This window comes from Streptomyces sp. ALB3, from assembly GCF_044385685.1.
GTDB lineage: Bacteria > Actinomycetota > Actinomycetes > Streptomycetales > Streptomycetaceae > Streptomyces.
In genome coordinates this window covers 192,764-208,140 of the sequence record NZ_JBISCE010000026.1, presented here as the reverse complement: position 1 = coordinate 208,140, position 15,377 = coordinate 192,764, and the positions used below count along the sequence as shown (strand labels likewise).

12 protein-coding genes and 1 pseudogene are annotated in these 15,377 nt (G+C 70.2%); 6 read left to right on the top strand and 7 right to left on the bottom strand.

Going from position 1 to position 15,377, the window contains the following annotated elements; all coding sequences use genetic code 11:
• Positions 1-227: 227 nt before the first annotated feature.
• Positions 228-1,433, bottom strand: a complete 1,206-nt coding sequence (locus ACHFIV_RS12820) for a L,D-transpeptidase (RefSeq protein ID WP_398967101.1) — start codon at positions 1,431-1,433, stop codon at positions 228-230.
• 193 nt (positions 1,434-1,626) lie between these two features.
• Between ACHFIV_RS12820 and ACHFIV_RS12815 the strand changes: the two genes are divergently transcribed.
• The 5 genes from ACHFIV_RS12815 (at position 1,627) to ACHFIV_RS12795 (ending at position 7,354) form a co-directional block, all read left to right on the top strand.
• Positions 1,627-2,784: a lipid II:glycine glycyltransferase FemX gene (locus ACHFIV_RS12815; protein WP_398967098.1), complete on the top strand. Its 1,158-nt coding sequence runs from the start codon at positions 1,627-1,629 to the stop codon at positions 2,782-2,784.
• Positions 2,781-4,454, top strand: coding sequence for a murein biosynthesis integral membrane protein MurJ (gene murJ / locus ACHFIV_RS12810; protein ID WP_398967095.1), 1,674 nt, complete (start codon positions 2,781-2,783; stop codon positions 4,452-4,454). The genes ACHFIV_RS12815 and murJ overlap by 4 nt, the downstream gene beginning before the upstream one ends.
• 79 nt (positions 4,455-4,533) lie before the next feature.
• Positions 4,534-5,217 (top strand): response regulator, encoded by a 684-nt coding sequence (locus tag ACHFIV_RS12805; RefSeq protein WP_398967094.1) that lies wholly within the window; start codon positions 4,534-4,536, stop codon positions 5,215-5,217.
• Positions 5,214-6,773, top strand: a complete 1,560-nt coding sequence (locus ACHFIV_RS12800; RefSeq protein ID WP_398967092.1) for a sensor histidine kinase — start codon at positions 5,214-5,216, stop codon at positions 6,771-6,773. The genes ACHFIV_RS12805 and ACHFIV_RS12800 overlap by 4 nt, the downstream gene beginning before the upstream one ends.
• The gene (locus tag ACHFIV_RS12795; protein WP_398967089.1) at positions 6,770-7,354 is read left to right on the top strand and encodes a hypothetical protein; all 585 of its coding nucleotides are present in this window, start codon (positions 6,770-6,772) and stop codon (positions 7,352-7,354) included. The genes ACHFIV_RS12800 and ACHFIV_RS12795 overlap by 4 nt, the downstream gene beginning before the upstream one ends.
• Before the next feature lie 293 nt (positions 7,355-7,647).
• On the opposite strand, the gene ACHFIV_RS12790 is transcribed toward ACHFIV_RS12795, so the two are convergent.
• The 6 genes and pseudogenes from ACHFIV_RS12790 to ACHFIV_RS12765 form a co-directional block, all read right to left on the bottom strand.
• Positions 7,648-9,075 (bottom strand): MFS transporter, encoded by a 1,428-nt coding sequence (locus ACHFIV_RS12790; protein ID WP_398967086.1) that lies wholly within the window; start codon positions 9,073-9,075, stop codon positions 7,648-7,650.
• Between the two features lie 623 nt (positions 9,076-9,698).
• Positions 9,699-10,406, bottom strand: coding sequence for a type 1 glutamine amidotransferase domain-containing protein (locus ACHFIV_RS12785; RefSeq protein WP_398967083.1), 708 nt, complete (start codon positions 10,404-10,406; stop codon positions 9,699-9,701).
• A gap of 125 nt (positions 10,407-10,531) precedes the next feature.
• The gene (locus ACHFIV_RS12780; RefSeq protein ID WP_398967079.1) at positions 10,532-11,119 is read right to left on the bottom strand and encodes a TetR/AcrR family transcriptional regulator; all 588 of its coding nucleotides are present in this window, start codon (positions 11,117-11,119) and stop codon (positions 10,532-10,534) included.
• A gap of 42 nt (positions 11,120-11,161) precedes the next feature.
• Positions 11,162-11,437: pseudogene (locus ACHFIV_RS12775) on the bottom strand (alpha/beta hydrolase); the annotation flags it as partial.
• 397 nt (positions 11,438-11,834) lie between these two features.
• Positions 11,835-13,088, bottom strand: a complete 1,254-nt coding sequence (locus ACHFIV_RS12770; RefSeq protein WP_398967076.1) for a PP2C family protein-serine/threonine phosphatase — start codon at positions 13,086-13,088, stop codon at positions 11,835-11,837.
• A 541-nt stretch (positions 13,089-13,629) separates the two neighbouring features.
• Positions 13,630-14,469, bottom strand: coding sequence for an alpha/beta fold hydrolase (locus ACHFIV_RS12765; RefSeq protein WP_398967073.1), 840 nt, complete (start codon positions 14,467-14,469; stop codon positions 13,630-13,632).
• A gap of 121 nt (positions 14,470-14,590) precedes the next feature.
• Here ACHFIV_RS12765 and ACHFIV_RS12760 point away from each other — a divergent pair, with 121 nt between their 5' ends.
• Complete coding sequence (locus ACHFIV_RS12760) at positions 14,591-15,208, top strand: TetR/AcrR family transcriptional regulator (RefSeq protein ID WP_398967070.1); 618 nt, start codon at positions 14,591-14,593, stop codon at positions 15,206-15,208.
• Positions 15,209-15,377 lie beyond the last annotated feature (169 nt).

The following is a 15,377-nucleotide window of genomic DNA, read 5'->3' as shown; positions in this document are numbered from 1 at the left end:
ACCGGCATGCTCCTGCGGTTCCTTGCGCACTCTTCTCGGGCCCTGCGGGTCAGCCGGCGGAAGGGTCCGCTCACCCCGGCCTCAAGGCCTCGCCCGCCGCCGCCGGAAGGGCAGTCCTGCCAGGGCCGGGCACTGACGTACGGTCAGCACATTCGACGGCTCCGACAAGGCCCCCCCTTTCCCCGCACGGGGCACGTAACCCCCTGACCGCGAGCCGGTCACCCGTGTCAGCGCAGGGCGCTCTTCGTCTGCCACTCGGCCCACGGCACGTTCCAGTCGCCGAAGCCGTTGCCCGGGGCGACGACGCCCTTGGTGTCCTTGCCGTGGATCTCGAACGGGTCGCCGGGCTGGAGCCGGGCGTAGAGCCAGGCGGCGTTCGTGTCGCTCATGCCGATACAGCCGGAGCTCTTGTTCGCCTTACCGAACCACTTGGCGTTCCACGGCGCCGCGTGCGCGTACATGCCGGACCAGGTCAGCCGCATCGACTGGTCGACCATCTTGTCGTAGGCGTCGCCGAGGCCGACGGTCTCGGAGTTCATGTTGATCGTGCCCTCCTTGGCCATCAGTACGGCGGTCCCGCGCCAGGAGCGTCTGTCGCCGCCGGGCGTGCCGCCGGAGACGGGAATGGTCCGGACCGTCCGCCCGTCCTGTTCCAGGATGAGCTGCTTCCGGTCGAGGTCGACCTTGACGATCCGGCTCGCGCCGACGGTGAAGCTGGTCGAGTAGTCACGGACGAACCAGCCGCCGTCACCGGAGTACGTACCGTTCAGCTCGGCGCTGAGCGAGACCTTCGTGCCGGGCTTCCAGTACTCCTTGGGGCGCCAGTCGATCCGGTCACGGCCGGTCCAGTCCTTCAGCCAGGCCCAGGACCCCTCGGTGGCCTTCGACGTGGTCAGCTTCAACTGCCTCTCGACTGCGGCCTTGTCGGCGACCGGGTTGTCGAAGGCCAGCGAGACCGGCTGGGCGACGCCGACGACCGTCCTCACACCGGGCCGCCAGTCGACCCTGTTGACCTTGTCGGCCTCAGCCGTCGTGAACTCGGACGTGACCGTGTTCGCCGTGCCGGCCTTCGTGGTCGTCGTGGCGGTGACGGTGTACGAGGTGCCGGGGACCGCTTTGCGGGACGAGACCCAGGTCACCCCGTCGGCGGTGGCCTTCCCCGGCAGAGGGCGGCCCTCGTCGTCGGTGACGCCGACCGAGGTGAGGGTGCCTCCCGCCGCGGTGACCCTCACCGTGCCACCGGCCCGCACGCCGTTGCCTTCCGGCGTCACGGTCACCGTCGCGGGGCGGTCCTCCACAGTGCTGGTGCCGCCGCCCTCGGGGTCCCCCGCCGCGGCGCCGGAGCCTCCTCCCGAGGAGCAGGCCGCGAGCGGTGCCAGAAGCACCGCGACCGCCGCGGTGCGCACACGTATAAGGCTCAAGGGAATCTCCATCCTTCGTGACCGGGTCGGGACACCGAGACTGTAGGACCAGGAAAGCCCAGGTCGGCGGCACTGTGGCCATGTGACGGCGACTGCAGGACAACGGTCATCGTCCGGTCACATTCGCCGCGCCGAGCGGTCACGGACGGCTGTGAGCCTTCTCTGCACTCCCCACAGAGAGGCTCATACCGTGTCATCGCTGCTCATGACGGCTGTCCGCGGTCAGGAAACACCGCTGGGACTCATCGACTCCGAGACGTACCGCTCGTTCCTGCTCTCCGGCGCGGGCTCCGACCTGGGCGCAGGGTTCCTGCAGAGCCCGTCGTGGGCTCAGGTCAAGGACGGCTGGCGTTCCCAACTGGTGGGCTGGGGACCGGACCCGGCGGCCGGCCGGCTGACCGGTGCCGCGCTCGTCCTGCTGCGTCAACTCCCCGGGACCCGGAAGTACTTCGCCTACCTGCCGGAAGGACCGGTCGCCGACTGGGCCGACCCGGACATCGACGGCTGGCTCGGCCCGCTTCTGAGACATCTGCGCGCGTCCGGAGTGTTCGCCGTACGGATAGGCCCCTCGCCGACGTACCGCCGATGGAGCAGGACACGGCTCAGATCGGGGACCGGGCCCGGCCGCAGGCTCTCCGACGTCCTCGCGAGTGAGGTGGATCCGCTCGGCACAGCCGTCGCGGAACGGCTCCGTGCCCGAGGCTGGAACCGGTGCGGAGGCGAGGACGACGAGGACGCGCAGCCGCGCCACGTCTTTCGGGTCCAGCTCACCGGGCGTACGACTGACGACCTGTGGGCGGGGCTCAACCAGGAGTGGAGGCGCAACGTCCGCCGGGCGCAGAAGTCGGGCGTCGAGGTGGTCGTCGGCAGCGCGGCGGACCTGCCGGAGTTCTACCGACTGCTGCGGATCACCGAGGAACGCGACGGTTTCCGCCTCGGCCGGTCCCTGGGGTACTACGAGCGTCAGTACGCCGCCCTCAACGCGGAGGAACCGGGGCGTATGCAGATCTACCTCGCCCGCCACGAGGGCGAGATACTCGCTGCCCACACCATGATCCGCTTCGGCCGCCGGATCTGGTACCAGACCGGCGCCTCCGCCGACCACCGCCGTGAGGTCCGGCCCTCCAACCTCCTGCAGTGGCGCATGCTGCTCGACGCCCACGCACTCGGCGCCGACGTGTACGACATGCGTGGGGTACCCTCCACCCTCGATCCCGACGACCGTCCGTACGGGCTGTTGCGCTGGAAGCTCGGCACGGGCGGCGAGGTCGTCGAAACCGTGGGGGAGTGGGAGAGACCGTTGGACGGTACGGCCAACCACGCGTTGTACCGCGCGTTCCAGACCTACATGGCGCGACGATGACCACCACCGCGACAGCCGGGCCGACGGTGGAGCAGCCATCCGCACTGCGCAGTGGTGCGATCATGGCGGCGGGGTCGGTCGTCTCACGCACCACCGGGTTCATACGCTCCGCGGTCGTCGCCGCGGCACTCGGCCTCGGGATGGTCGCCGACGGGTACGCGGTGGGCAACACGGCACCCACCATCGTCTACGTCCTGCTGCTCGGCGGCGCGCTCAACGCGGTGTTCGTGCCGGAACTGGTCAGGGCGGCGAAGGAACACGAGGACAGGGGCGAGGCCTACACCGACCGGCTGCTCACCCTGTGCGTACTGGCCCTGCTCGTACTCACGGGAACGGCGGTGTGGGCGGCGCCGGCGATCGTCGGCCTCTACTCGGACTACCCGCCGGACCAGCACGCGATGACGGTCGCGTTCGCCCGGTACTGCCTGCCGCAGATCTTCTTCCTCGGCCTGTTCACCCTGCTCGGTCAAGTGCTCAACGCCCGGGGCCGCTTCGGCGCCATGATGTGGACACCGGTCCTCAACAACGTCGTCGTCATCGCCGTGTTCGGCCTCTACCTGGCAATCGGCGCGGGCGGTGAGCTGACCACCGGCGAGCGGGCACTCCTGGGGTGGGGCACCACGGCCGGAATCGTCGTCCAGGCGCTCGCCCTGCTGCCGTCGCTGCGGGCCACCGGTTTCCGCTACCGGCCCCGGTTCGACTGGCGCGGCAGCGGCCTCACCCGGCCACTGCGCTCCGCGGGCTGGCTGGTCCTGCTGGTGCTCAGCAACCAGGCCGGGTACTGGGTCACCACCCGGCTCGCGACGTCCGCCGGAGCCCGCGCCGCCGCCCAGCAGGTCGAGGGCGCGGGGTTCAGCGCGTACAACAACGCCTACACCCTCTGGATGGTGCCGCACGGCATCGTCACGGTGTCCCTGGTGACGGCGCTGATGCCGCGGATGAGCCGATCGGCGGCCGACGGCGACACGGCGGCGGTTGGGCGGGACGCGGGGTACGCGCTGCGCACGAGCGGAGCTCTGATCGTGCCCGCCGCGTGTGCGCTGCTCGCGCTGGCCCACCCGGCCACGGCGCTGGTCTTCCGGTACGGCAGGACCGGACCGGAGGACGTCGCGGTACTCGTCGGAATCCTGATGGCCTTCGCCCCCGGACTGATCGCCTTCTCCGGACAGTACGTGCTGTCCCGCTCCTTCTACGCCCTGTCCGACACACGCACCCCGTTCCTGCTGAACCTGGTGATCGCGGGCCTCAACGCCGGGTTGTCATGGACGGCGTACCAACTCCTGCCGGCGCGCTGGGCGGTCACCGGCATGGCCGGCGGCTACTCGCTGGCCCTGTTCGCGGGCTGGGCCCTGACCGCTCTGGTGCTGCACCGCAGACTGTCGCCCGGCAAGGATCCATCCCGCCCGCCCTGCTCCGTCCCGCCCCGCCCACCGCTGTGGCGCTCCGGCACCGCTGCCGCTCAGGCAAGGCTGCTCGCCGCCGCCGTGCCCGCCACCCTGCTCGGAGTCTGCGCCGCGCGAGTGTCGGCCACCGCCGGACCGGCCGTCGCCGCCGCAGCCGGCGCGCTCTCCGTGGCAGCCGTCTTCGTCCTCCTCGCCCGCCCTCTGCGCCTCACCGAGGTCGACTCCCTCGTCACCGGCGCGGTCGCCCGGCTCCGGCGCGGGCGCTGAGACCGGCGGAACCGTGAAGCCCACGGAAAGCGTTACCCTTCCTGACCCGCCCACCACGATCCCCAGGGACGCCCCGCACATGCCCCGCGTGCTCCTCATCGAAGACGACCCCTCCGTGCGCGAGGGTGTCGAGCTGGGACTGCGCCGCCGCGGCCACGAGGTCCGCACGGCCGCCACAGGAGAGGCCGGACTGGCCGCACTGCGCGAATTCCGGTCCGACCTGCTCCTGCTGGACCTGATGCTGCCCGGAATGAACGGTGTGCAGGTCTGCCGCCGGGTGCGGGAGGACAGCCAGCTGCCCATCATCATGCTCACCGCCCGAGGCGACGACTTCGACGTCGTCATCGGCCTGGAGGCAGGCGCCGACGACTACATCGTCAAACCGGCCCGCACCGAGGTGATCGAGGCCCGCATCCGCGCCGTGCTGCGCAGGATCGAGGCCCCGGGCAGCGGCCGCCCGACCGTCGAGTTCCACGGAGACCTCGCCGTCGACCGCGTAGGCCTGACCATCGCCAAGTCCGGTGAACGCCTGGCCCTGGCACCCTCCGAGATGAGACTGCTTCTCCACCTGACGGCCGCGCCGGAACAGGTGTTCAGCCGTCAGCAACTGCTCGAGCACGTGTGGGAGCACAGCTACCACGGTGACTCCCGTCTGGTCGACGCCTGTGTCCGCAGACTGCGCAACAAGATCGAGGACACCCCGGGCAGCCCGCGCTACATACAGACCCTGCGGGGCTTCGGTTACCGCTTCGGACCCCTGTGAGCCCCGCCCGCACGAGCGTCCGGCGGATAGCCACCTTCGGTCTGCGCACGCGCCTCGTCCTCGCCTTCCTGCTGGTGGCGGCCGTCAGCGCGGGGACGACCGCGACACTCACCTACCGTGAGGCGCGCAGCGCCGTCCTCGTCAGCGCCCAGGACACCGCGGTCGCCTCCTTCCGCGAACAGGTGGAGACGCTCGCGCCCGCACTTCCCGTCGACCCGGAGACACTGCGCGAGCTGTTGTTCGTCCTCGCGAGCAAGGCGAAGCCCCATCCGTGGATCGTCTTCGCCGAGTACGGCTCGCTGCGTGTCTCCTCGAGCACCAGCCCCACCTCCTCCGTGATCACCCCCGAGCTGCGCCGCACCGCCCTGACGACGTCGCACGGGAGCTTCCAGAGGGTCCTGAAGAACGGTGTCCCGTATCTCACCGTCGGAGTGCCCGTGCTGACGAGGACCGGCGGTGCCGCCACCGTGCCCACCGGGCTGGTCCTGTTCGCGGTGATGCGGATGAGTGAGGAGCAGGCCAACGTCGACGCGCTGGTCACCGCCGCGCGCGACGGCGCACTGCCCGGCCTCGCCATCGCCCTGGTGCCGGCTCTGATCGCCGCAGGCAGTGTGCTGCGCCCGGTCCGTGAACTGCGCAGGGCGGCCCGCTCGATGGGCAGTGGCCGGCTCGACGCGCGGATCAAGGTGTCGGGGAGCGACGAACTGGCGGATCTGGCCCGTACGTTCAACGAGTCGGCGGCGCAGCTCGAGAAGTCGGTCGACGAACTGCAACAGGCGGAGGCGCGTGCCCGGCGGTTCGCCTCCGACGTCTCACACGAACTGCGCACCCCGCTCGCCGGGATGCTCGCCGTCACCGAGGTGCTCGACGAGGACGCGGACGGCCTCGACCCGGACACGGCACGGGCCGTCCGGCTGATCAGCGCGGAGACCGGCAAGCTGGCGGTGCTGGTGGAGGACCTGATGGAGATCTCCCGCTTCGACGCACGTGCGGCCGAGCTGAACACCGACGAGGTCGACGTCGCCGAGACCATCGGCAGGACCCTGCTGCACCGGCGGTGGGATGACCGTGTCGACACCGAACTGCCGGTCGGGATCCGGGCACGGCTCGACCCGCGCCGTTTCGACGTCGTCGTCGCCAATCTCGTCGGCAACGCGCTGCGGCACGGATCGGAGCCGGTGACGGTCCGCCTGCGCACGCGGACGGCCGCCGACGGCGCGGAGCTGCTGGTCCTGGAGGTCGCCGACAACGGGCCCGGCATTCGGACGGACGTGCTGCCCCACATCTTCGACCGGTTCTACAAGGCCGACGCGGCCCGTACCAGATCGGCGGGCAGCGGCCTGGGTCTGGCGATCACCCAGGAGAACGTCCGGCTCCACGGCGGCGCCGTCCATGCCGGGAACGGACCGGACGGCGGAGCCGTCTTCACGGTCGAGATCCCCCTCGGTGGGCCCACCGGGCACGAACGAGCCAACGGCGTGGACGGACCCGGTGCCGACGAGGCGACGGCGTTGGTGGATCCGTCACGGGACGACACGGAGAGGGCACCGGCATGAGGGTGTGCCTGCGTACGGTGGCCGTGTGCGCGGCCTGGCTCCCGCTCACAGCGTGCGGCATCCAGGAGACCGACGTCGTCGGCGCGGGCAGCGCAGCGACTGTCGACGTCCTCCCTGCCCGTCAGGTGCGGATGCTTCTGTTCTTCCTCTCTCCGGACGGTGTGCTGATGCCCGTTCCCCGGTCCGTCGGTGAGAGCGGGTTCGCCGGTGAGCAGCAGGGACCGGACAGCAGTGAGGAGGGGGGTCGGCCCGCCACGGAGAAGGCCGTCGCCGCGCTGCTGGCCGGCCCGAACGAAGCGGAGAAGCGGGCGGGACTGGTCAACGAGACGTCGTTGCCCGCCTTGAACGCCCCAGCGAGGACAAGGACGACCGCGAACGGGGTTGAAGTCACCCTGGCGGCGCCCCTCGACGGGCTCACCCGGCCCGCCGAGGGGCAGCTCGTCTGCACGGTGGCGTTCGCGGAGAACGTCGACGGCACACCGATGGTGACGCTGCGGGGCACGGACGGCACGCGCGCTCCCGCACGGTGCGACCCTCGGCCGGGCGTCGCGTCGTCCGCCGCCGGGTCGGCCCCGCGGTGAGGCAGCAGGGAGGGGCCACTCGGTGGTCCGGGTGGCGACGTGGCCGAGTGGTTCGCCGGGTGTCCGGGGGCGTGCCCTGCGCAGGAGCGGTGTTGCGTGGAGGCCCGGCCGGACGGGTTGGTGCGTGTCGTGGCAGGCGGCGTTCGCCCCCGTCCGGCACCGGGCACGCATTCCGGCCGCACCGGCCGAAGACCCAGGTACGTTCACGCACGTGGGCCGCCGGCCGGTACGCCGGCAACAGGCACCGGGCGCCGCTCCCCTACGGGCAGCACCGCCGCGGCGCCGGGTGCGCGTCAGGCGGAGGGAGCCTCGGCCCCGGCGGGGGAAGCCGGTACCTCACCCTCGTCCAGGGCGACGTCCTTTGTCTCCTTGCCGATCAGGAGGGCGATCAGGGTGAGGACCGCCATCACGGAGAGGTAGACGCCGACCAGCCACGGGGAGCCGTCCCCGGCCTCCCAGAGGGCGACCGCGACGAACGGGGCGACGGCCGCGCCGAGGATGGAACTGACGTTGTAGGCGATGCCTGAGCCGGTGTAGCGGACGCTGGTCGGGAAGAGCTCCGGGAGCATCGCGCCCATCGGGCCGAACGTCGTGCCCATCAGGGTGAAGCCGAGGACCAGCCACAGGACCACGCCGAGCGTGCCCAGGTTGATCAGTGGCACCCAGACCAGGCCGAAGACGATGATGCCTGCGGTGACCCAGGCGAGGGTCTTGCGGCGGCCGTACTTGTCCGCGAGCGGGCCCGAGACCAGGGTGAACACGGCGAAGAACAGCACACCGAAGATCAACATGAGGACGAACGTGGTGTAACTGTAGCCGAGGCCCGGGACGTCCGCGTCCTCGGCGGTGCGGCCGTAGCTCAGCGAGAACGTCGTCATCAGATAGAAGAGGACGTACGTCGCCAGCATCGCGAAGCTGCCGATGATCAGCTGCTTCCAGTGGTGGCGGAAGACGGTGGCCAGCGGCAGCTTGCGGACCTTGCCGGTCTCCTGCGTCTTCGCGAAGACCTGCGACTCGACCAGGCGCATACGCACCCACAGACCGATCGCGACCATGACAGCCGAGAACAGGAACGGGATCCGCCAGCCCCAGCTCAGGAACGCGTCGGAGGGCTGCGAGGGGTCGGCGCCCGCAGCGGAGGGCAGCAGCGCGCCGATGATCAGGAAGAGGCCGTTGCCGATGATGAACCCGAGCGGTGCGCCCAGCTGCGGGAACGTGCCCCACAGCGCGCGCTTCCCTGCGGGTGCGTTCTCGGTGGCGACCAGGGCCGCGCCGCTCCACTCGCCGCCGAGCGCGAAGCCCTGGGCGAGCCGCATCAGCACCAGCAGTGCAGTGGCGACCCAGCCGGCTTGCGCGTAGGTCGGCAGAACACCGATCAGGAAGGTGGCGATGCCCATCGTGAGCAGCGAGGCCACCAGGGTGCCCTTGCGGCCGAGGCGGTCACCGAGGTGGCCGAAGACGATGGCGCCGATCGGGCGGGCGACCATCGCCGCGCCGAAGACGGCGAAGGAGGAGAGCAGGGCCGTGGTCGCGTCGCTGCTCGGGAAGAAGAGTCTCGGGAAGACCAGGACCGCGGCGGTCGCGTAGACGTAGAAGTCGTAGAACTCGATCGTCGTGCCGATGAGGCTGGCGATCAGGACGCGGGACCGCGAGTTGGCGGGCAGGGCCTCGGCCGGGGACTGCGACGGGGCCTGGGCGGGTCCGGTGGTGGGAGCGTGCATTCTGGGGCTTTCCCACGAGGGCGGAGTGCGGCCGTCGACGTAGAGGGCCGACGGTCCCGCATGGCGGCGCACGCCCCCTCGTGGCAAGGCCGCGCTACCAGTGCGGGCGCCGCAACGCTCTCATGCATCTCACGGACCGATGAAAATTTGTCCATCATGTGGGATGGTGGAACCGGTCGGGTGGTGGCACCGGCTGGCCGCCGCCCCCCCGTGCCGCCCCTTCGCCCCACCCTGAACTCCGGAGACCGGCTCCCGCGCGTGGACGCACACACCCCAGCCGCCTCCGCGGACCGCGAGGCCTGGCGGATCGGCGGATGCGGAGGGCAGGGGAGGCCGTCGACGATGACGATGACGATGACGATGAGGTGCTCGGCGGCGGCGCGCCGGTGGGGTGGTGCGTGCTGGCGGGCCGGGCTGCCGTCCCCGACAGGTGCTGCCTCGCGGTGGGGGGCCGGGGGATGAGGGCGCCGTCGAGGGGATCGCCCTCCAGGGCCCGGATCGGGTCGTATCGCACGACGGGAGTGACCGGGTGGCCTTGGCGGGTCCGCCGGGGCCGGAGCCGCTCGGGCCTCCACCCCGGCGGGGTCATCACTCCGCTCGGCGCAGCATCACGACGGAGACGCTCACGCGCCGGCCTGACCGGTCGCGGCGGTCCTGGTGGCGAGCTCGATGAGGGCGTCGGCGGCCGGACCGGAGGAGGCGGGGTTCTGCCCTGTGATCAGCAGGCCGTCCCGCAGGACGTACGGCGCCCAGTCTTCACCCTTGGAGTAGTCGCCGCCGAGCCCCACGAGCTCGTCCTCGACCAGGAAAGGGACCACTTCGGTGAGCTGGACCCCCTCTTCCTCGCTATTGGTGAACCCGGTGACCCTCTTGCCCCGCACCAGCGGCGAACCGTCCGTGTTCACCGCGTGCCGAAGGACACCGGGGGCGTGGCAGACCAGAGCGAGTGGCTTGCCGGTGCGCAGGGTGGTCTCGATCAAGCGAACGGAGACGGCGTCCTCGGCCAGGTCCCACAGGGGGCCGTGACCGCCGGGGTAGAAGACGCTGTCGAAGTCGTCGGCGGAGACGGAGTCGAGACGGACGGTGTGGGCGAGAGCGTCCATGGCATCGGGGTCGGCTTCGAAGCGGCGGGTCTCGTCGGTCCGGTTGGCCGGCTCGTTGCTCTTGGGATCCAGAGGCGGGCGGCCACCCTTGGGCGAGGCGAGCACGAGGTCGATGCCGGAGTCCCTGAACCGGTAGTAGGGGGCGGCCAGCTCCTCCAGCCAGAAGCCGGTCTTCCTGCCAGTGGTGCCGAGCTCGTCGTGCGAGGTCAGGACGATGAGAACCTTCATGCTTGCTGCTCCTTGAGTAAGTAGACCAGTCGTCTTGTTAATAGACCGGTCGTCTTGTGTTCGTCGCAAGGCCGCGCGGACGCGGGCGGGATGGTGGGGATGGTGGGTCGTAAACGGTGTGGGCGTTACAGGTGCAGGAGTCGACGGGTGACCGCCATCGTGGTGGTCATGGGGCCGGCGTCCCGGTGGATCTTGGCCATGACGCTTGCGCCGAGCCACATGTCGTACAGGACCTGCGCGGTGGTGCGGGCGTCATCGTCGACCGCGAGCGAGCCGTCCTCCAGACCTTTGGCGATCGTCCGCTCCAGCCGGTCGACGATGGCGGTGGTGCCGTCCTTCAGTGCGAGCCGCATCGACTCCGACAGGTCGGAGACCTCCGCGCCCAGCTTGACGGCCAGGCATTTCCCCTGGCACTCGTCGACGCTCTGCGTCTCGTGCCAGGCCTGCCAGTAGTTCATCAGCCGCTGCGCCGAGGTGAGGCCCGGCTCGGCCAGGACGCGGTCCATGTCCGCGAGGTAGTCGGTGAAGTACGACCGCATCATCGCCTCGCCGAAGGCGTCCTTGGAGTTGAAGTAGTGGTAGAAGGACCCCTTGGGGACTCCGGCCTCGGAGAGGATCTCGTTGATCCCCACTGCGGCGAATCCCTTGTGGGACATGATGCGCTGAGCCGAGTCCAGAATGCTGCGGCGGGTGTCGCCCTGAGTGGCTGGCATGTGTCCATCCTATCGCTCAATAGACCGGTCGTCTATTCTCGGTCAGCCGTCCAGGAAGTCCGGCAGGATCGCGTTGACCCCGGCCGTGTGGGTGGCTTCGACGGGCAGGATGCGGTCGGCGGTCCCGTGCCCGAACAGCGCCGGGACGCCGCTTCGCGGGATGCCGGCGCGGAAGTCGGTGGCCCAGGTCAGGGGCGCGGCCGCCGCGGCGATCGCGTCGGTGCCTGTCGCCACGTCCCAGGCGTCGCGCGCCGCCTCCTCGCCGACCCTGGTGCCGAGGTGCCCGTCGAGATCGAAGAAGTCGTCGTAATGGCCGGTGACCGTGCCGGCCCTGATGCGGCCCATGGCGGTTGTCCTTGTCCGGGAGTGGCGGGTGGAACCGGCGTGCGCCGCGTTCCGATGTGAAGGACTATACGACTGGTCTACTCGATCGTCAACGTGTGATCGACCGCTTCCCAGGGCAGCTGAGCCATGCGCTCACGAAGCTCGTTCCGGCAGGGTGCCCGCCGCTTTCGGTCGGTGGCGAGATGCCCGGCCGATCTGTGCGGTCAGGAATGCCGCCGTTCCCGGAGCGCGACTCCGGTGCACGCGGCGATGTCCGCCACCGTGCCGCATGCGTGCCACTCGAAGTCCCACACCGCACCGGCACGCGTACCGTCGACCGCCCTCTCGGCCGCGTCGACCTGCAGCACACCGCGCCGGAGTGGCCGTGCGGTTACCGGTTGTCGGGGTGGGAGTAGAGGATGAAGTCGGGGTGCTCGGCGGTCTCCCGGGGGCCGTGCCATTCGAGGAACAGAACGGTGGCGTCGTCCTGGAGACGGCCCTGGTGGTAGTCGAGGATGCTGTGGATCAGACGGCGCAGGGTTTCGGGGACGGGCATTCCGGCGGCGTTGTGATGGATGACGAAGTCCATGAACCGGTCCAGGCCGAACTCCTGCCCGCCCGGGTCGTGGGTTTCGGTGATGCCGTCGGTGTACAGGACGAGGCGGTCGCCGGGGTTGAGCTGCGCATGGCACAGGGTGGCTTCCAGGCCCAGGTCGGTGCCGAGCGGTGGGCCGGGTGGGCACGGTGGTAGGGGCGACCACCGGCCTTCGCGGACCAGGATGGGGGAGTGGTGTCCGTGGCTGATCCAGGCCAGTTCCCCGGTGCTCAGGTCGAGGTCGGCGAGGGCCGCGGTGACGTGGCGGGTCTGGGACAGGTACTTGACCAGGACCTGTTCGATCAGCCGTCCGGTCTCGATGAGGTCGGCACCTTGCCGACGGGCGTTGCGGCAGGCGGCGACGGCGAGGTTGGCGGCCAGGCCTGCGGCGATGTCGTGACCCATGGCATCGAAGATGCCCAGGTGGATGGTGTCGTCGGCCAAGGCGTAGTCGAAGGCGTCCCCGCCGACCTCGTAGGCCGGCTCCAGGACCGCGCTGACCGTCACGCTCCTGTTGGCGAAAGCACGCGGTGGCATCAGGTTCCACTGCATCTCCGCCGCCACGTTCATCGGCCGGATCCGTACTCTGCGTGCGTAGGAATCACTGTGCGGCCGCTTCTCGATCAGCAGCATCGTGACCAATGTCGCCAGGTGCCGCAGCAGCGGCTTCACCTGCTCGCCCGCGCTGTCGGCGGCGGTGTCGACACGCAGGACACCGATGCGCTCGGCGCCGTCCAGCATCGGCACCCACCACCGGCCCGCTGCGTCTTCCGTGTCGGGCAACTCCTTGATGGTCTCGTACGCGCGGCCGGGGAGCGTGCCGTCCACCGGCAGTTCGTCCGGATACGGATCGCTCTCGCGTCCCGCGTCCAGACCATGTCCGGTCAGCAGCCGCAACCGGTCCTCCTGAAGATCGGCCAGGTAGATCAGCACATTGTTCAGCCCCGCCCACGCAGCGTGCTCCCGCACGGTGGCAGGCAGCTGCTCCATGGACATGGTGTGCGAGGCCTCGAGCAGCCCCGTCAGCATCCGCTCACTGCCATACGCCATGGCGCTCATCCGGTCTCCGTCTCGTGACCACTCGCATGTGTTTCCGTCCCCCTCCAAGGATGGACCTCGCGCTACAGGTACACGCGAGAAACACATCGCGGTCCAGCTCGACGGCCGAGTCTTCGCCATCGCCGGCGTCAGGCGCACGCCGGCCGACTGGCCCCGGACAGCGGGCCCGTAGAAGGACTGTCAACGACGAACGAGGGAATCGTGTGCACTGTGCACGCAGGAGCGGGACTCGTCCACGCGTTCCACGCATACCCGTCGCTGGAACCGGCCTTCGGTGCAGGCGTGACGCGCCGGCCGCCGGCCTGGTGCGTGGAACGAGGCCGGCGTCCGGGGCCGGCTCAGCGTTGTGCTGCCGGCCAGGCTGCGTGCGGCGAGACACCCCGACCGGTCGCGGGCGATCCGGTCGATGCTTGTCTTCTTGACGGCGTCGTGTTGGCGGTGGGCGGGGTCGCGTCGGACGACTTCGCAGCCACCTTCGTCCAGAACCGCGAGGGAGGTGCACCAGACCGGATCCGGCCGGCCGCCGTCGATCTCATGACCCGCCGCCGAGGAAGCCGAGGATCTCCTCCGTGACGCGCTCGGGCGCGTCCTCCATCACGAAGTGCCCGGCCCTGGGGATGACGGTGAGGCGGGCGCCGGGGATGTGGGCGGCGAGCTGCCGCGCGTAGGCCAGGGGCTGCCACCGGTCGCGCTCGCCCCAGAGGATACGGACCGGCATGGTCAGGGACGCGAGCTGGTCGGTGATCTCCTCGGTGTACCGGGAGTCGTAGTGCCGCACCTGGTGCTCGAAGAAGGAGACACGGCCCGGTGCCGACCGGTGGGGCGCCAGGTACGCGGCGAGGACGTCACCGGTCATCGTCGCCCCGCCGTCGGCCACCGTCATCTCCAGCTGCCGGGTGAGCAGGGCGTCGAACGCCTCCTGCGGCAGCTGCATGTGTTCCTCCACCTGCTCCTCGATGATCTTCCGCCAGGTCGCGGAAGGCCAGGAGTCGTAGCTGACCGTGTCGATGAGCATGAGCCGCCGCACCCGCCCGGGGCGGGCGATGGCGAATCGCTGAGCGATGGCGCCGCCGATGTCGTGGCCGACGACGGTGGCCTGCTCGATGTCCAGGGCATCGAGCAGGCCGCACAGCAGGTCCGTCTGTGCGGCGACCGAGGTGTCGCGGTCCACCGGGCGCTCGGAGCGCCCGTAACCCAGCAGGTCGTAGGTGATCGCTCGGTGGCCGGCGGCCTCGACGTGCGGCACGACGTTCCGCCACTCGTACGAGTACGAGGGCGTGCCGTGCACGAATACCACCGGATCGCCCTCACCGCGGTCGCGGTAGGAGATGCGGACCCCGTCAACGATCAGGTCACTGGGCAGGAAGTGCATGCGGTCGGCTCCTGACTGGGTAGATCTGCCTCCTGAGCTAAACTGTACAGGTCTGTTCACTTAGTGGATGATGGTGCGCCCTGGTGAAAACTGTCCGTCCACCGCTATCGGAGAGCCTGGGATGAACGAGATCGAGACGGGAGCGGCTGCGGTCGGCAGGCGGCGGCCGGCCCGGGAGCGTCTGCTGGTGACTGCCGCACGCCGCTTCTACGCCGACGGTGTGACAGCTACCGGGATCGACACGATCATCGCCGAAGCCGGCGTGGCCAAGACGAGTCTGTACAACAACTTCTCCTCCAAGGCCGAGCTGGTCAGGGCCTATCTCGACGCCCGGCATAAGGAGTGGCTCGCGACGTACCGCTCACGGCTCAAGGGGGCGGAAGGCCCCCGCGAGGCGGTCCTGGCCGTCTTCGACACCTACGCCGATTGTGCGGAGACCGCCCAAGAGACCGGGTTCCGCGGCTGCGGCCTGCTCAACGTGGCGGCCGAGCTGCCCGTCGGGGACGCCGGACGTGACGTCGTACGCCGCCACAAGGAGACAGTCGAGGGGCTGATCCTCGACCACCTCCGGCAGCTGTTGCCCGAGAGCCCCGGGGAGGCCGACGCGCTGGCGGAACACCTGTCCTTCCTGCTGGAGGGTGCGATGGTGCGGGCCGGACTGGAGGGCGACGGCAGTCGACTGGCGCACGCCCGTACGCTGGCAACGGCGCTGCTGGACGGGGCCACGGGCACGCGCTGAGCCCCACAGGGCGTGTCACCGGGCAGGGTTTTCCGGGTCCGACGGGCGCTCGTACTCGTCCCACACCGCTCGTTGTCCGGTTGAGTGACGTCGTGCGATCAAGTGCCAGGCCGACGACGGCGCTTTTCGGGGGCAGAGATCCGTGCCGCCGTGCTCAACCGGGGGAATG

What these genes read in the sequence shown, in the direction of transcription:
- ACHFIV_RS12785 (WP_398967083.1), bottom strand. Translation starts at nt 10,406, where the DNA reads ATGAAGGTTCTCATCGTCCTGACCTCGCACGACGAGCTCGGCACCACT.
- ACHFIV_RS12805 (WP_398967094.1), top strand. Translation starts at nt 4,534, where the DNA reads ATGCCCCGCGTGCTCCTCATCGAAGACGACCCCTCCGTGCGCGAGGGT.
- ACHFIV_RS12760 (WP_398967070.1), top strand. Translation starts at nt 14,591, where the DNA reads ATGAACGAGATCGAGACGGGAGCGGCTGCGGTCGGCAGGCGGCGGCCG.
- ACHFIV_RS12780 (WP_398967079.1), bottom strand. Translation starts at nt 11,119, where the DNA reads ATGCCAGCCACTCAGGGCGACACCCGCCGCAGCATTCTGGACTCGGCT.
- ACHFIV_RS12820 (WP_398967101.1), bottom strand. Translation starts at nt 1,433, where the DNA reads ATGGAGATTCCCTTGAGCCTTATACGTGTGCGCACCGCGGCGGTCGCG.
- murJ (WP_398967095.1), top strand. Translation starts at nt 2,781, where the DNA reads ATGACCACCACCGCGACAGCCGGGCCGACGGTGGAGCAGCCATCCGCA.
- ACHFIV_RS12770 (WP_398967076.1), bottom strand. Translation starts at nt 13,088, where the DNA reads ATGGCGTATGGCAGTGAGCGGATGCTGACGGGGCTGCTCGAGGCCTCG.
- ACHFIV_RS12765 (WP_398967073.1), bottom strand. Translation starts at nt 14,469, where the DNA reads ATGCACTTCCTGCCCAGTGACCTGATCGTTGACGGGGTCCGCATCTCC.
- ACHFIV_RS12795 (WP_398967089.1), top strand. Translation starts at nt 6,770, where the DNA reads ATGAGGGTGTGCCTGCGTACGGTGGCCGTGTGCGCGGCCTGGCTCCCG.
- ACHFIV_RS12790 (WP_398967086.1), bottom strand. Translation starts at nt 9,075, where the DNA reads ATGCACGCTCCCACCACCGGACCCGCCCAGGCCCCGTCGCAGTCCCCG.
- ACHFIV_RS12815 (WP_398967098.1), top strand. Translation starts at nt 1,627, where the DNA reads ATGACGGCTGTCCGCGGTCAGGAAACACCGCTGGGACTCATCGACTCC.